The sequence below is a fragment of the Micromonospora sp. L5 genome (assembly GCF_000177655.2).
In the GTDB taxonomy this organism is placed as follows: domain Bacteria; phylum Actinomycetota; class Actinomycetes; order Mycobacteriales; family Micromonosporaceae; genus Micromonospora; species Micromonospora aurantiaca.
The window spans coordinates 3,792,992-3,807,486 of record NC_014815.1 but is presented as its reverse complement, the minus strand read 5'-3'; the positions used below and the strand labels follow the sequence as shown (position 1 = coordinate 3,807,486).

The window sequence follows — 14,495 nt, the reverse complement described above, 5'->3', positions numbered from 1 at the left end:
CATCGCCGAACCACGACAGCCGTCGTGGATCACCTCGGACATCGGAGCCGGTTTGCGCAAGCTCGTCTACTTCGTCGCCAGCACCCTCGACGGCTTCATCGCCGCACCCGACGGGTCGTTCGACTTCCTCCCGCTCACACCCGACCTGGCGCCCCACCTGGTGGCCGAGTGGCCCCAGACGCTGCCCACGTTCGCCCACGCCCAGCTCGGCATCGACTCCCCGCCGAACGGCCGCTTCGACACCGTGCTGATGGGCCGCGGCAGCTACGAGCCGGGTCTGCAGCTCGGCGTGACAAGCCCGTACGCCCACCTCGAGCAGTACGTGTTCAGCCGCTCCCTGCCCCCTGCCGACTACCCGGACGTGCACGTCGTCGACGGCGACCCGGCCGCCCTCGTCCGGGAGCTGAAGACCCGGCCCGGACGCGACATCTGGCTCTGCGGCGGCGGGCAGCTCGCCGGTCAGCTCCTCGACGAGATCGACGAGCTGGTGGTCAAGCTCAACCCGGTGGTCGTCGGCAGCGGCATCAAGCTCGTCGACAGCGGCTTCGATCCGCGCCGGCTCACGCTCACCTCGGCGCGGCCGTTCGACGCCGGCGTGGTCGTCCTGCACTACACGCGCAACGGTTAACCCGGTTGCCCCGGACGGCGGGCGGCACGCACCGTGGAGCGGTGACGAAGACCCGGCTGCACTGGCACGAACTGCCCGCACACGTCCGCGACGGCGTCGAGGCCGTCCTCGGCGACCGGGTGGTGGCGGCGCGGTCCCAGTCGGGCGGCTTCTCCCCCGGCACCGCCGACCGGGTCCGTACCGCAGGTGGTGGCCGGGCCTTCGTCAAGGCGGTCAGCCCGGCGCAGAACGACCGCAGTCCCGACCTGCACCGCGCCGAGGCCCGGATCGCCACGGCCCTGCCGCCGGACACGCCCGCGCCCCGGCTGCTCGGCAGCTACGACGACGGCGACTGGATCGCGCTGGTCTTCACCGACGTGGAGGGCCGGCACCCGGTCACCCCGTGGCGGGCCGACGAGCTGGCCGCCGTGCTGTCCACGCTGGAGACGATGGCCGGCGCGCTCACCCCGGCGCCGGCCGCCGCGCCCACCCCCACCGCCGCCGAGCGGCTCGCACACGACTTCGGCGGCTGGCGGCGCCTCGCGTCCGACCCGCCGGCCGACCTCGACCCGTGGGCCCGGTCCCACCTGCCCGAACTGTGCGCCGCCGCCGACCGGGGACTGGCCGCACTCGACGGCGACACGCTCTGCCACGTCGACGTGCGCGCCGACAACCTGCTGCTCGGCCCGGACGGATCGGTCACAGTGGTCGACTGGCCCTGGGCCTGCCGGGGACCGGCCTGGTTGGACACGCTGCTCACCGTCGTCAACGTGCAGGTGTACGGCGGCCACGACCCCGACGCGCTGCTGGCCGCCCGGCCACTGACCGCGAATGTCGACCCGGCCGACCTGACCGGTGTGCTGGCCGGCCTCACCGGGTTCTTCCTCGACGGCGCCCGCCAGCCCCCGCCACCCGGCATCCCGACCGTGCGCGCGTTCCAGCGCCTCCAGGGCACTTCCCTGCTCCCTTGGCTGACCCACCGCCTCAAGACCTGACCCGCCGCCGCCCCGCCCGGCCCCGGCCCGGCCCGCCCCGGCGATCTTGCAGTTTCGGCCCCTGGGATGCCCCTTTGGCGCGCTTTGTCAGGGCCGGAAGTGCAAGACGCTTCTATGTCTGTGGTGATCGGTTCGGCTGATTGCCGTTAGGGTTCGGCGTTGGTGATCACTTGGGTGGCTCTTCGTTGATCCGGCCGCCTGTGGTGTGGGTGTGCCTTGTGCAAGACCTGTCCCCGGGTGATCGTCGGCGCCGGCCCGGCCCACCCTGCTGGCCTGATCAGAAGCCTGCCCGTGCGAGCACACGTGGCCCATCACAGATTTGCCGCCGAGGTGATGTCTTCCCGAGCCGACGCCGACTGTCCCGGTCGTCGCTGGCAAAGGAGCAACAATCCGAGATGAGAAGGATCGTAGAACGGGTCGCGGATCGCTATGACGTGGTGGTGGGGGTCGATACTCACACCGATACGCATACCGCCGCCGTGGTGGACCGACTCGGTGGGGTGTTGGCGCAGGTCACGGTGTCCACTGACCCGGACGGGTTGAGCCGGTTGTTGGCCTTCGCCGTCGCGCACACCCCACCGCAGGGGCGCCGGTTGTGGGCGGTGGAGGGCACCCGGTCACACGGGCAAGGGCTGTGCCGGCTGCTGACCGCTGCTGACGAACCCGTCTGCGAGGCACCCAAGCCCCCCGCTGCGGCCCGTCGTCGGGGCGGCAAGTCCGACCAGCTGGACGCGGTCGCCGCCGCCCATACGGTGCTGGCGCTGCCCGCTGAGCGCATCGCCGTGCCCCGCAGCGACGGCCCACGCGAGGCCCTGCGTCTGCTGCTGATCTGCCGCCGGCACCACACCGATGCCCGCACCGCCGCGGTCAACCTGGTCAAAGCGTTGATCCTGACCGCTGACGACACTCTGCGCGAGGCGCTACGCGGGCTGTCCACCACCATCCAGATCGCCCGCCTGGCCGCCCTCGAACTGCCCGAAACCACCGCCCTGCCCTGCGAGGAACACACCCGCCGCCGCGAACTGGTCACCCTCGCCCGGCACATCCACATCCTCGACGCCACACTGGCCGACAACCACCAGCGCCTACGAGCCCTCGTCACCGAACTGTGCCCGCCCCTGCTCGACCAACCCGGAGTCGGACCCGTCACCGCCGCGATCGCCCTCACCGCCTGGTCCCACCCCGGCCGCGTCCGCTCAGAAGCCGCCTACGCCACCCTCGCCGGCGCCGCCCCCATCCCCGTGGCCAGCGGCCGCACCGACCGACACCGCCTCAACCGCGGCGGCGACAGAACCCTCAACAGCGCCCTGCACACCATCGCCCTGACCCGCCGACGCATCCACCCCGAAACACGCGACTACATCACCCGACGCCACGCCGAAGGCCGCACCACCAGAGAAATCACCCGCTGCCTCAAGCGCTACATCGCCCGACAGCTCTACCGCACCATCACCACCCACCACCAAACCCCTTGACAACCCCACTCACAGATCAACGCGCTCAAGGGGGCTGGACGCGCGGCCTCAGCTGGGAGCGGGGACTCCGAGGGGGTCGGCGAACAAGGGTGAGAAGCCCAGTTCGGCGGCGCCGATCAGGGTCGCGTCGTAGCCGAGCGCGGACACGCGCAGGCGGGCCTTGTCGCGGGAGATGGGCAGCACGTTGGCGGCGATCCGGCTGCGGACGTGACCGGCGCAGCCCGGGAAGACCTCGCTGAGCGTGCCCCCGAAGATCACCACGCCCGGGTTGAACAGGTTGACCACGTTCGCCACGCCGATGCCCAGCCAGTCACCGATGTGCTGCAGCGCCTCCTGCGCTGCCGGCTCCCCATGAGCGCCGGCGGCGACCACCGCGCGGACCGCCTCGCGCCCCTTCTCGTGCGCCGGGCGGCCCGCGACGTCGAGCAGCGCCCGCTCACCGACCTCGGCCTCCAGACAGCCGCGCGAGCCGCAGCCGCAGGCCCGCCCCTGGTACGGGTTCACGAGCATGTGCCCGACCTCGGAGGCGTACCCGCCGTCACCGTCGAGCAGTTCCCCGCCCACGATGATCCCGCCGCCGACACCCACGTCACCGTGCAGGTAGACGAGGTTCTGCACGCCGACTCCGGCGCCGCGCTGATGCTCGGCCAGCGCCCCGAGGTGCGCCTCGTTGCCGACCAGGACAGGGAGGCCCAGGTCCAGCCGCCCGGCCAGCTCGGTGCCGAACGCCTGGTCCACCCAGCCCATGTCCGGTCCGAACCGGACCATCCCGTCCCCCGGCCGGATCATGCCGCAGTAGGAGGCGCCGACGCCCACGCACGCCGACCCGGGTGGCGCGGCGTGGTGCAGCGCCCGCCCGAAGTCGGCGAGCACCGAGACCACCGAGTCGAGGTCGGCGCCGGCCCGCGGCCGCTCCGCCTCCAGCCGTGCCGAGATCACCCCGCCGAGCCCGACGCGGGCGGCCACGAGCCGGTCCACCGCGATGTCGAACGCGAGGACGTAGACGGTGTCGGACGCGGGACGCACCACACGCGACGGACGCCCGGCCCGCCCGCTGCCGCCGGCCGCCACCTCCCGGACCAGGCCGGCCGCCGCCAGTTCCGCGGTGAGCGCCATGACCGTGCTGCGGTTGATGCCCATCCACTCGGCCAGCTCGACGCGCGTGACCGGGCCGGTCAGGTGGACGCGGCGCAGCAACGCGCCGAGGTTGAGCCGGCGGCTGTCCCCCTGCGCGTGCCGGTCCGCTGCCAGACCTTTCAGCATCGACCACTCCGTCGGATGGCGACTGGCTCGTGGCCCCAGGGTAGTGGCCATACATCGACCGCTGCCAGCGCCGACATCGCGAAGGGTAACGCCTTGGCCCGCACTTCCCGCCACCGGATCGAGCGCACGGGCTGCACCTGAGCTCATTGCGGCTTGGCGCCGTTTGCGGTCGGGCGATAGGTGGTCGACAGGAAGTCGGGCATGTCGGTCAGGACATCGTTGAGCATTTTGATGACCTCGTCAGCTTCGTGCGCCTCCAACGGCTGCCCGACCCTCCCGCTACGTCGGAGAACCTCGTCCAGGCGGCTGGCGAGGAGGTCGAGCTTTGACTTCTCATCTGCCGCGATGTACTGCTCGATGACGTCGGCAAGGGACTTGTCGGTCAGATGAGCTGCGGCATGCGCATGAGGACTGCGGCGCAGCCGATCTATTATCGCGATCCAACGTTGAGTCAGCTGGTGAGTCCGCTGGGCTCGGCGGAGATGTAGCTCGTGTTCGCCTTCCTCCTGTATCCGCTGCAAGTGGACCGCGCGGAGTTGTTGGCGTACCTCCGGGTCCAGACGGACCCTGACCTCCGGTCGACAGTGGAGCACGATGCCGCGCCTTTCATAGGTGCGGTGGCGTCGCGAAAGTTCACGGTTCAGGCGGTACTCGAACTCGCTGGCCTGCTGGGGGTAAAAATTCCGCGCAAGCTCTACGCAGCACCGCTCTACATCCCTTCGCGCAATATCCGCGAATTGCAGTGACCAGGCGCCCAGCAGTTCCTCGCTGAGCTCTCTTGCCCGCCAAGTCAGCAGCACATCGATCTCGAACGTGAAAACAGAACCACGAGCCGACACGACGATGGGTTGGGACAGCCGGCGTCGCTGGCTGACGCTCTCCCGAACGGGCTCTTGGGCTGACGGCGCCGGTCCGACGAAAGCGCGGCGCACTGCTGTCCAGAGCCGGATGAGCCACGCCTGAAATATCCTCCAGCCGCGGGCCGGGGTCTTCGTTAGAGCAGCCGCGTTATGTGCGTTCATGAGCACTCCTGATCTCAAGCAGCCGACGTAGAAGGGGATGACGCACCAGCTCGCGACAGCCAGTAGGTGAATCGCGGCCGCACCGTCGGATCCAGGACGAGCTTCCGGAGCATGGTCTGAAAGGCCTCGGCGGTCGGCGCGTAGGCCCGGAAGGACCGGAGCCAGTGGCCCAGTTGGCGCCAGCCGTTCTCGGCATGGTCAGGATCCAACAGGACCAAGCGCCAGAGGGTCACAACGTCTTCCAAGGCTTGCGGCGATACGCCAGCCAGGGAGAGCAGGGGAAACTGACCCGGGAGGGGGAGCTCCGACATGATCAATCGACTGAACGCGCGGCTGGCTGCGACCTCCAGGGTGAGATCCTCACTCAGTGCCCACCTCTTGAGCAGCACCAATATCGGAGCATGACCGAGATCCCCGGCAAGCCCTGCAACAGCACCGGTGATCTCATAGCCGAGGTAGCCATGGGCGTTTCGTGCCACGTGGGTCAGTTCTTGTAACAAGCGGTTGTGGTTCGCAGGCCGGAAGCCCATCGACCAGGCCTTGGCGGCTGTGTCGCGCTCAAATGCAGCGCCGGACCGGGCGAGGGAGGAAATTTCCGCGCTCACGCGGCTGCTGATCCGATGGCTAGCCAACCGATCAGGAGGCCCCGAGTCGGCAAGGTTGGCCACGGCTACCAATGCAGCCGCAGCAGCTCGACGAAGTGGCGGCCTCCGGTCCTTCGCCCAGTTGCCGATCACGCTGTCGTAGACCTGTTCGAAGTCGTGACGGGCGAATCCGGCGGCAGCAACCGCCGCGCAGTGCTTGAAATCCTCAGCCGGATGAGCGGCCAGCGCGTTCAACCAGCCGATGAGCGCACCTCGACTGTTGTCGAATTCGTTCCAGGCGACGTCCAGAAGCGCCCGGACCATGTCCGGCTCGACCTGCGCCTTGCGGGTCGCCAGGCCAGATTTGAAACTATCTATTTTCTCTTCTTCGCTGTCCCAGTGCCGGGCAAGATCGTCGCCGAGCAGCTCGGGGAAGCTGTACACCAGCGCCGGTCGACCAATACTGGAATGAGCGAAGAGCCCGTCGAGCCCTTCCAACAGAAGCCCGGCGGCGTCCGTCACGTGAGCGATCGGATGGCCGGAGAACACCGCATAGGTCACTCGCAGGGCACGGCGGTGCTGGAGCTGGCGGTGTTGATAGCTGCCATCGACAGGTGCCGTCTCCAAGATGGCGCGGGCCCGCACACGTCGCCGAATTTCTCCGGATGGAAGCAGCGCAGCTATTTCCTCATCGCTTTGCGGCAGTCGGGTCGCTATCATCTCCGCCTGCTGAGCGCACTCACGAGGACGATGTAGAAGCGTCACTCCACGGCGAACAAAATCCTTGCTTAGCAGGCGAAGGGCATAGCGGCTCCCGCACCTTCTGTCACCGCATCTGACGCTGTGGACGCAGCGACCGTGGAGGTTGTAGAAGAGGTGCCGGCGGAACACGGCAATCGGGTCGATACTGAGGTGGTGAAACACCTCCGCGTGATGGAGCGCGCCGCCAGGCGTGTCCAGATCGCGGACCATGATGGCACTTGATTCGCGTTGCTCGAATGTTCGCTCCAAGGCGCGGATGAGCCCGGCAGTGGCGTTAGGACCGAGCCGGATGACATACCCGTGCCCTTTCTGCAGCAGATCGGGATGATTTCGAATCTGCAAGGGGTCACTGGACTCGGTGAGCATGATCTCCCGAACGTTTTCTCCGCCGTAGCGAGCCGCGAGCACAGCGCAGGCTGTCGTTAATCGCCCGGTGCCGGACGGGCCTGCGAGACCAGCTACCGGGCTCCGATGCAGGCGTTGTGTCAGATCCCTGAAGCACGCGGGCTTGACCAAGGTCGCTACCTTGAGCTTAATCCGGCTCACGGGGTCGATGCTGAGCCGGACGCGGTCGTCCTGCGCCACGTTGATGATGCTTCCGATGACGTGCGCATAATCGCCATATACGGCTGGCCCATCGTTCCGAACGTCGTCAAAACGTATATGGTTACCCTGCCCTGGCAGCCAAGCTCGAAGCGTTGGGTTGGCTTGGACGAAGTCGGCCGAGTCGCCGGACTCATCGCCCTCCGCTTGGGCGTCCGACTGCCTTTCATCCTCCTTGTTCTCTTCACGGCTCTTGGTGTCTTGCACGCCTGCGCCCGCATCGCCCTCGTTACTCTCCGGTTCCGCCACCTCAACCGGCTTCTTCGAGTCCTCTGCCTTGTGCGCTGCGCCTTCCGGTGGCGTGCCAGGCCCTCCGTCAGCGGGTGCCGGCTCGCCTACGGGGGGAGGCTGGGGAATCACGACTCCCCCTCCTCGTCCTCGCACCACGCCGCATGCAAGCCGTAGGCGCGGCCGTTGTCGCCGTACACCGTGGGCCCGTTGTTGGTCACGGTGCCGAAATCGAACCTGCTACCTGTGGCCCGACCTCCCGGCGGCTGCTTGACCTTCCCGACACGTCGGCGAGTGCCGCTGTGACGATCGACAGCGGGGACCATGGGCGAGCAGTTGACGTTCTCATCCGGCACGAATATCCAGGCCTCGCTCACGAAGGACTTCACCTCGACGAGAACTCGACGGAAGCGGTCCGGCCGGATACCGCTGTAGGACTGGGAGACGACGTCGCGATAGATTGCATCCGATACGATCAACGCCACTGCGGCGTCAGGGAACGAGCCCAGCGCATCGCGCAACGGCTCGGCGTTAACAAGCCTGGCGGCCGTTACGACTGCCTTGCCGGCGAAGCCGTTCTCGGCCGGAGCCACCAACCCTTGATGCATGGCGACGCGCATGCGGATACGCGCGTGATCTGCGGCTTGACGATTGTGGTCACGCAAGACCCGGTCCATGGCCGGGACGAGTTCGGCAACGATCCTCGGCTCCGAGGTCCCGGGCGGAAAGATGGCGAATTCACCGTCTCCTGTCGCCTGAACCGTCCAGCCTCTCCGATCAAGTCCACAGAGATCTGCAGCTTCGCGCATGACCTTTTGGAAGTTTTTTTGCGCATGGAACTGCCCGACGTCGTCATTCCTGCTGTAGCTCTCCATATCCACGAACATGATCAGTCGCCGCTGAGACTGGACTACCGGTGCCATCTCACCCTCCTCGCGCCCCGCCCTGCCTACGAGACAATGTCACTTATAGCGACGCGCGACCTTGGGAATGCCATCAAAGTACGGGTTTCGGTTATGAGCTTGTCGTCGTATTCGCGTCAATCCCTACTTCGAAGGCGCAGCACGGAGAAGCTCCGACTTGACTTGGGCCATGAGCACCCCTCAGACTCCGGCGCCGTTCAGCACCTCAGAAGTGGAACGCGCGTTGGCGACCGCCCGGATGCATCAGGACTCGATCCAGCACGCCGATGCCAAGATCGCCCGGCTCGCCGGCTTGTATGGAGCGCTGGCAAGCCTCATCGCCAGTAGTCTGCCTACGCGATCCGGCATAGCAGCCAATCCCGGTCTCGGCCTGGCCCTCGGCCTGCTCTGCGCCGTCTTCCTCTGCTGCTCGGCCGTGGGTACTCGACACCTGGCACTCGGCTTCCGGCCGGTGGTGACCGGACCCACGGAAGCGAACCGGTTCGGCTTCACGGAGCCTCGATCAGCACCACTTGCAACGGACGCCGGGCAGGAGACCACCGAGGCGTGGCAGCTCGTGATGCTGCTCGGCCAGATCGCACGTGACAAGCATCGTCGAGTGCGCTCCGCACTTCCGTGGACCTTAGCTACGATCGCCTCTGCAACGGCTTGGCTGATCCTTGCCTCCTTCGTGTAGCCGCGCACCCTTGCCGCTTGGACATCTTCTGCATGCCGACCGCATCGACCACAATGGTTCCTGGGCTGATGCAGCCTCAACCAGGGCGCATCGTCATGTCTCACGGCGAACGGGGTGCTGACATGCGACAACACCAGGAACATCCGCAGACCTCGTCACAGTGGCCTCCGGGGTCACTCCTCAACTGCTTGGCCCCGCCCGTGCGCGCCGCTCTCCTCTCCATCGGTACAGCCATCGAGGTGGAAGCCGGGGACCGCATTCTTCGCGAAGGTGATGAGGGCAGCCATATGGTGCTGCTCCGACGAGCATTGACCAAGGTAACCGTCAACCTGGCTGATGGTCGTCAAGCCCTGCTGGCGATCAGGGTTTCGGGCGACGTCGTCGGTGAGATATCAGCGCTGGCCGGTACGTCCCGCACCGCCACCGTCACGAGCTGCAGCAACGGCATGATCAATGTCATCCATCGACGTGATTGGTACCCCTTCTTGCAGAATCACCCGGAGGCGGCGCTTGCGCTGGCGGGGACCACTGCAGCCCGTTTTCGCTGGGCCAATCAGCGGAGGGTCGATTTCGCCTCCTACCCGGCGAAGGTTCGACTGGCTCGGGTTCTGGCCGAACTTTCAGCCACCCATGGCGAGCCGGTGCCGGGCGGCAGAACCCTTGGAGTGATGCTCACTCAGACCGAGTTGGCGACGCTGAGTGGTGCGGCGGAGCCGACCGTAGAGAAGGCACTCCGCGAGCTTCGACAGGCCGGAACCCTTGAGACGGGGTACCGCCAAATCACCATCCGGGATCTTGCAGCCCTGCGGCGGATCGGGCGCTTGCCAAACGCACGCCAAGAGTGGCGCGTAGGGAGGAGCGAGCGGTAAGCGTACGGCTGGGTGGAACGCCACGGGTGTCTCCCCGGCCGGGGAGACACCCGTGAGGTCGGCGCGGAGGACTACTCGGCTTCGCGGACCGGGCTCTGCGGCACCACCATCACCGGCCGGTGGGCGCGGTGCAGCGTGGCCATGGCGACGCTGCCGAGCAGGATCTTGCGGACCGCCGTGCGGCCGCGCGAACCGACGACGACCACGCTCGCCTTGCGCTCGGTGGCGACGACGGAGAGCGCGTCGGCCACCGCGCGGCCCGGGGCGCCGCCTCCGGCGCGGACGCGCACCGTGGTCACCGGCTGCCCATCGACAGTCTCCGGCGCATCCCCCTCGTCGCCGTCGACGGCGACCAGGACGACCTCACGCTCCGGGAAGAGGCGACGGGCGGCGGCGAGCGCGGCCTCGGATCCGGCCGAGGCGTCCCAGCCGACCACCACCGGCCCGGCGGCGAGCGCGTCGTACTCGTCGGTCAGCAGCGGGTGCGGCACGACCAGCACGGGACGCGGGCTGTAGTGCACGGCCATGTCGGAGACGCTGCCGAGCACCGCGCGGGCGCCGCCGAGGCCCCGCGAGCCGAGCAGCAGCACGTCGGCCTGCTTCTCGTCGGCAAGCTCGGCGAGCCGGAGCCCTTCGCCGCCGTAGCTGCGGCACACGAGCGGCTCGGCGTCCCAGCCGGCGGCCCGGCCCAGCATCACGCCGACCGCCGTCATCCGGTCGGCCTCCCGGCCGCCCTCGCGCTCGATCGCCTCCACGAACACGTTGATGTTGCGGGTGCCGGTCCAGAGCCGCTTGCGCAGTTCCTCGCTGGCGAACGGGGGCGTCCACAGATGCCCGATCCACGCGTGCGCGCCGGGGAACAGCAACGCGCCCACCTCGATGGCGGCGCTAGCGGCCGGAGACCCGTCGTAACCCACCACCACTTGCCTGCCGTGCTCGTCGCTCACCGCACCCAACCTCTCTCACCGACGACATCTCACAAGATCGTATCCGGGCCCGGACCGGATCCGAGCCGGATCATCCGCCACGGAATCATCGGTACGCTGGGCGGATGAGCACCCCGGACCTGTCGTACCTCCTCGACCACACCAGCCACGTGTTGCGTACCCGGGTGGCGGCGGCGCTCGCCGAGATCGGGCTGACCGCACGGATGCACTGCGTGCTCGCGCACGCGCTGCCCGAGGAGCGTACGCAGATCCAGCTCGCCGAGATGGGCGACATGGACAAGACGACGATGGTGGTGACGGTGGACGCGCTGGAGCAGGCCGGGCTGGCCGAGCGGCGTCCGTCGCGTACGGACCGGCGGGCGCGGATCATCGCGGTCACCGAGGAGGGCGCCCGGGTGGCCGCGCGCAGCCAGGAGATCGTCGACCGGGTGCACGCCGAGGCGCTGGCGAGCCTGCCCGACGACGAGCGGAAGGTCTTCCTGCGCGCGCTGGAACGCCTGGCCGCAGGCCACCTGGCCACGCCTGTGCAGAGTCCGAAGCCGGCCCGCCGGGCCCGCCAATAGTCCCTCAATAGATTGTCTGTAACGGAACTATCCGCTACGGTCTCTCCTGTCGCACCTCTCGACAGGAGGACTCCATGTCCGCTCCCCGCTCCCGGCGGCTCGCCCTCGGCGTACTCGCCACCGGCGCCCTGATGACCATCCTCGACGGCAGCATCGTCACCGTGGCGATGCCGGCCATCCAGCGCGACCTGCGCTTCTCCCCGGCCGGCCTGAGCTGGGTGGTGAACGCGTACCTGATCGCGTTCGGCAGCCTGCTCCTGCTCGCCGGCCGGCTCGGCGACCTGATCGGGCGCCGGACGATGTTCCTCGGCGGCACCGCGCTGTTCACCGCCGCCTCCGTGCTGGCCGGGGTGGCGGCGAACAGCGCCACGCTCGTCGCGGCCCGCTTCCTCCAGGGCGTCGGCAGCGCGGCAGCCACGGCGGTGAGCCTCGGCATCCTGGTCACGCTCTTCCCCGACGCCGCCGGGCGGGCGCGGGCGTTCGCCGTGTTCGCGTTCACCGGCGCCGCCGGCGCGGCGATCGGCCAGGTCGCCGGCGGCCTGCTCACCGACGCGCTGGGCTGGCACTGGATCTTCCTGATCAACCTGCCGATCGGCCTGGCCACGATCGCGCTCGCGGTCCGTACGCTGCCCGCCGACCGGGGCCTGGGCCTGGCCGCCGGCGCCGACGTGGCGGGCGCGCTGCTGGTCACCGCCGGGCTCGTGCTGGGCATCTACACGGTGGTCACGATCGAGCGGTACGGCGCGACGTCGGCCCACACGCTCGGCCTGGGCGCGCTCGCCGCCGCACTGGTCGCCGGGTTCGTGCTCCGGCAGGCCACCGCGCGCCGCCCGCTCATGCCGCTGCGGCTGCTGCGCTCGCGCGGCGTCGCCGTGGCGAACGTGGTGCAGATCCTCACCGTGGCCGCGACGTTCGCGTTCCAGGTCCTCGTCACGCTCTACCTCCAGCAGGTGCTCGGCTACGACGCCACCCGCACCGGGCTGGCGCTGCTCCCGGCGGCTGTCGTCATCGGCGCGGTGTCGCTCGGCGTCTCGGCCCGGCTCAACGCCCGCTTCGGCGAGCGGGCCGTGCTGATCGCCGGGCTCGTGCTGCTCGCCGCCATGTTCGCGCTGCTGGCCCGGGTGCCGGTGGACGGCCGCTACCTGCCCGACGTGCTCCCGGTGATGCTGCTCGCCGGCGGGTTCGGGCTGGTGCTGCCGGCGCTCACCGCGCTCGGCATGTCCGCCGCCCGCGCTCGGCATGTCCGCCGCCCGCGCCGAGGACGCCGGTCTCGCCTCCGGGCTGTTCAACACCACCCAGCAGCTCGGCATGGCGTTCGGCGTCGCGGTGCTGTCCACGCTGGCCGCAGCCCGTACCGCCGACCGGGTCGCGCTCGGCGACGACAGAGCAACGGCCCTGACCAGCGGCTTCCACGCGGCGTTCGCGGTCGGCGCGGGGCTCGTGGTGGTCGCCGTCGTGCTCGCGTACGCGCTGCTGCGCCCCCGCACGGCCGAGCGCGCCGAGGCTCCGGCGCTCGTGGGGTGAGTCAGCCGGGGGCGCGCGCCGGATGGGTGAGGAAGGGCAGCACCGCCGCCGGCAGCGCGGGCGAGGCCACCACGTCGTAGTGGGTGAGCCCGGGCAGCACCGCGAGCCGGGACGCGGGCCGGGCGGCACCGTCGCCGCCCGCGTCCCGGTGGCCGCCGCCGAGCAGGCCGAAGAACTCCGCCGCGTGACCGACCGGGATCTCGTCCGCGTCGGCGAAGACCAGCAGCACCGGCATCGGCAGCGCGGCCACCTCGGCGGACCAGTCGTAGTCGCGCCGCAGCAGGTCCCCGCTGCGGGCCCAGAGCAGGGGCCAGTCCTGCGGGCGGGGCGCGACCCGCGCGTACCGCTCGTAGGGCGGGGTGCCGCGCATGCGTTCGGCGGCGCGCTCGTCGTGGGCGGACATCGCGGCCAGCGTCTCCGGGTACCAGCCCTGCCGCCGGAACGGCGTGGAGACGAGCACCAGGCGGCGGACCAGCGCGGGGTGCTGGATCGCGGTACGCAGGGCCACCCCGCCGCCGAGCGAGTAGCCGAGTACGTCGGCGCGCGGCAGGCCGAGGTGACGCAGCAGCCCGGCGACGTCGTCGGCCATCGACTCGTACCGCAGCGGCCGGTCCAGACCGCCGGTGCGGCCGTGGCCCCGCAGGTCCACGGCGATCAGCCGGCGGCGCGCGGCGAGCGCCTGCCGTACCGGCGCGAACGTCTCCGTCGAGCCGTATCCGCCGTGCAGCAGGACCAGCGGCTTGCCGGTGCCGTGCTCCTCGTACCAGATCCGCAGCCCGCCGACGTCCGCATAGGTCACCCGCCGATCGTCGCGCCCCCGGCGCCGCGGCGGGCGCGTTCGCGGACGCCGCTCAGCGGGACGCGCGGGGGCGGGCGCGCAGGTGGGCGCGTTCGCCCTGGCTGCCGAAGAGGCTGAGGAACTCCACCCCCTCGCTGTCGGCGCGGCCGAACCAGTGCGGTACGCGGGTGTCGAACTCGGCCGCCTCACCGGGTTCGAGCACCAGGTCGTGTTCGCCGAGCACGAGCCGCAGCCGCCCGTTGAGCACGTAGACCCACTCGTACCCCTCGTGCGTCTTCGGCTCGGGCTCGGACCGCCCGCCGGCCGGAATGATCAGCTTGTACGCCTGGATGCCGCCCGCGCGGCGGGTGAGCGGCAGCATGGTCATCCCGTACGCGGCGACCGGCCGCAGGTGGACGCGCGGGTCGCCGGTGGGTGGGGCGCCGACCAGCTCGTCGAGCGTGACGCCGTGCGCGCGGGCCAGCGGAAGCAGCAGTTCCAGCGTGGGCTTGCGACCGCCGGACTCCAGCCGGGACAGCGTGCTCACCGAGATGCCGGTGGCGGCGGAGAGGTCGGTGAGGGTGGTCTCGCGCTCGCGGCGGAGCGCGCGCAGCCGGGGGCCGACCGCGTCGAGGGCCTGGTCGAGGTCGTCGTCCATGCCAGCCAGTTTGCCACA

At 69.7% G+C, this 14,495-nt stretch carries 14 protein-coding genes; 7 read left to right on the top strand and 7 right to left on the bottom strand.

Going from position 1 to position 14,495, the window contains the following annotated elements; all coding sequences use genetic code 11:
* Positions 1 to 52: 52 nt before the first annotated feature.
* The 3 genes from ML5_RS18050 to ML5_RS18040 all read left to right on the top strand — a co-directional run bounded on the left by ML5_RS18050 (position 53) and on the right by ML5_RS18040 (position 3,077).
* Positions 53 to 628, top strand: coding sequence for a dihydrofolate reductase family protein (locus ML5_RS18050; RefSeq protein ID WP_013475646.1), 576 nt, complete (start codon positions 53 to 55; stop codon positions 626 to 628).
* A 41-nt stretch (positions 629 to 669) separates the two neighbouring features.
* Positions 670 to 1,602, top strand: coding sequence for a phosphotransferase (locus tag ML5_RS18045; RefSeq protein ID WP_013475645.1), 933 nt, complete (start codon positions 670 to 672; stop codon positions 1,600 to 1,602).
* Positions 1,603 to 1,997: 395 nt separating this feature from the next.
* On the top strand, positions 1,998 to 3,077 hold the full coding sequence (locus ML5_RS18040; protein ID WP_013473518.1) for an IS110 family transposase: 1,080 nt from the start codon (positions 1,998 to 2,000) through the stop codon (positions 3,075 to 3,077).
* 48 nt (positions 3,078 to 3,125) lie between these two features.
* On the opposite strand, the gene ML5_RS18035 is transcribed toward ML5_RS18040, so the two are convergent.
* The 4 genes from ML5_RS18035 to ML5_RS18015 form a co-directional block, all read right to left on the bottom strand.
* Complete coding sequence (locus tag ML5_RS18035; protein ID WP_013475644.1) at positions 3,126 to 4,340, bottom strand: ROK family transcriptional regulator; 1,215 nt, start codon at positions 4,338 to 4,340, stop codon at positions 3,126 to 3,128.
* A 143-nt stretch (positions 4,341 to 4,483) separates the two neighbouring features.
* Positions 4,484 to 5,362, bottom strand: a complete 879-nt coding sequence (locus tag ML5_RS18030) for a hypothetical protein (RefSeq protein ID WP_013475643.1) — start codon at positions 5,360 to 5,362, stop codon at positions 4,484 to 4,486.
* A 14-nt stretch (positions 5,363 to 5,376) separates the two neighbouring features.
* Positions 5,377 to 7,560 (bottom strand): hypothetical protein, encoded by a 2,184-nt coding sequence (locus tag ML5_RS32035; RefSeq protein ID WP_143766942.1) that lies wholly within the window; start codon positions 7,558 to 7,560, stop codon positions 5,377 to 5,379.
* A 107-nt stretch (positions 7,561 to 7,667) separates the two neighbouring features.
* Positions 7,668 to 8,462: an adenylate/guanylate cyclase domain-containing protein gene (locus ML5_RS18015; RefSeq protein ID WP_013475641.1), complete on the bottom strand. Its 795-nt coding sequence runs from the start codon at positions 8,460 to 8,462 to the stop codon at positions 7,668 to 7,670.
* A 169-nt stretch (positions 8,463 to 8,631) separates the two neighbouring features.
* Between ML5_RS18015 and ML5_RS18010 the strand changes: the two genes are divergently transcribed.
* Together ML5_RS18010 and ML5_RS31560 are read left to right on the top strand one after the other, a co-directional pair.
* Positions 8,632 to 9,138, top strand: coding sequence for a hypothetical protein (locus tag ML5_RS18010; RefSeq protein ID WP_041784207.1), 507 nt, complete (start codon positions 8,632 to 8,634; stop codon positions 9,136 to 9,138).
* A 122-nt stretch (positions 9,139 to 9,260) separates the two neighbouring features.
* Positions 9,261 to 10,007 carry a Crp/Fnr family transcriptional regulator gene (locus ML5_RS31560; protein ID WP_143766993.1) on the top strand — a complete coding sequence of 249 codons (747 nt, stop codon included), beginning with the start codon at positions 9,261 to 9,263 and terminating at the stop codon, positions 10,005 to 10,007.
* Between the two features lie 71 nt (positions 10,008 to 10,078).
* Here ML5_RS31560 and ML5_RS18005 read toward each other — a convergent pair whose 3' ends face one another.
* Positions 10,079 to 10,954, bottom strand: coding sequence for a universal stress protein (locus ML5_RS18005; protein WP_013475639.1), 876 nt, complete (start codon positions 10,952 to 10,954; stop codon positions 10,079 to 10,081).
* Between the two features lie 104 nt (positions 10,955 to 11,058).
* On the opposite strand from ML5_RS18005, the gene ML5_RS18000 reads away from it, so the two are divergent.
* Together ML5_RS18000 and ML5_RS17995 are read left to right on the top strand one after the other, a co-directional pair.
* On the top strand, positions 11,059 to 11,517 hold the full coding sequence (locus tag ML5_RS18000) for a MarR family winged helix-turn-helix transcriptional regulator (protein WP_013475638.1): 459 nt from the start codon (positions 11,059 to 11,061) through the stop codon (positions 11,515 to 11,517).
* 74 nt (positions 11,518 to 11,591) lie between these two features.
* The gene (locus ML5_RS17995; RefSeq protein ID WP_013475637.1) at positions 11,592 to 13,121 is read left to right on the top strand and encodes an MFS transporter; all 1,530 of its coding nucleotides are present in this window, start codon (positions 11,592 to 11,594) and stop codon (positions 13,119 to 13,121) included.
* On the opposite strand, the gene ML5_RS17990 is transcribed toward ML5_RS17995, so the two are convergent.
* Positions 13,043 to 13,840: an alpha/beta fold hydrolase gene (locus ML5_RS17990; RefSeq protein WP_013475636.1), complete on the bottom strand. Its 798-nt coding sequence runs from the start codon at positions 13,838 to 13,840 to the stop codon at positions 13,043 to 13,045. The genes ML5_RS17995 and ML5_RS17990 overlap by 79 nt on opposite strands.
* Positions 13,841 to 13,892: 52 nt before the next feature.
* Positions 13,893 to 14,477, bottom strand: a complete 585-nt coding sequence (locus ML5_RS17985; protein WP_013287812.1) for a helix-turn-helix domain-containing protein — start codon at positions 14,475 to 14,477, stop codon at positions 13,893 to 13,895.
* Positions 14,478 to 14,495 lie beyond the last annotated feature (18 nt).

Bases quoted from the DNA above. Each gene is read 5' to 3' on its own strand.
- ML5_RS17995 (WP_013475637.1), top strand. From the start codon at position 11,592: ATGTCCGCTCCCCGCTCCCGGCGGCTCGCCCTCGGCGTACTCGCCACC.
- ML5_RS18015 (WP_013475641.1), bottom strand. From the start codon at position 8,462: ATGGCACCGGTAGTCCAGTCTCAGCGGCGACTGATCATGTTCGTGGAT.
- ML5_RS18040 (WP_013473518.1), top strand. From the start codon at position 1,998: ATGAGAAGGATCGTAGAACGGGTCGCGGATCGCTATGACGTGGTGGTG.
- ML5_RS17985 (WP_013287812.1), bottom strand. From the start codon at position 14,477: ATGGACGACGACCTCGACCAGGCCCTCGACGCGGTCGGCCCCCGGCTG.
- ML5_RS18000 (WP_013475638.1), top strand. From the start codon at position 11,059: ATGAGCACCCCGGACCTGTCGTACCTCCTCGACCACACCAGCCACGTG.
- ML5_RS18010 (WP_041784207.1), top strand. From the start codon at position 8,632: ATGAGCACCCCTCAGACTCCGGCGCCGTTCAGCACCTCAGAAGTGGAA.
- ML5_RS18035 (WP_013475644.1), bottom strand. From the start codon at position 4,340: ATGCTGAAAGGTCTGGCAGCGGACCGGCACGCGCAGGGGGACAGCCGC.
- ML5_RS18030 (WP_013475643.1), bottom strand. From the start codon at position 5,362: ATGAACGCACATAACGCGGCTGCTCTAACGAAGACCCCGGCCCGCGGC.
- ML5_RS31560 (WP_143766993.1), top strand. From the start codon at position 9,261: ATGCGACAACACCAGGAACATCCGCAGACCTCGTCACAGTGGCCTCCG.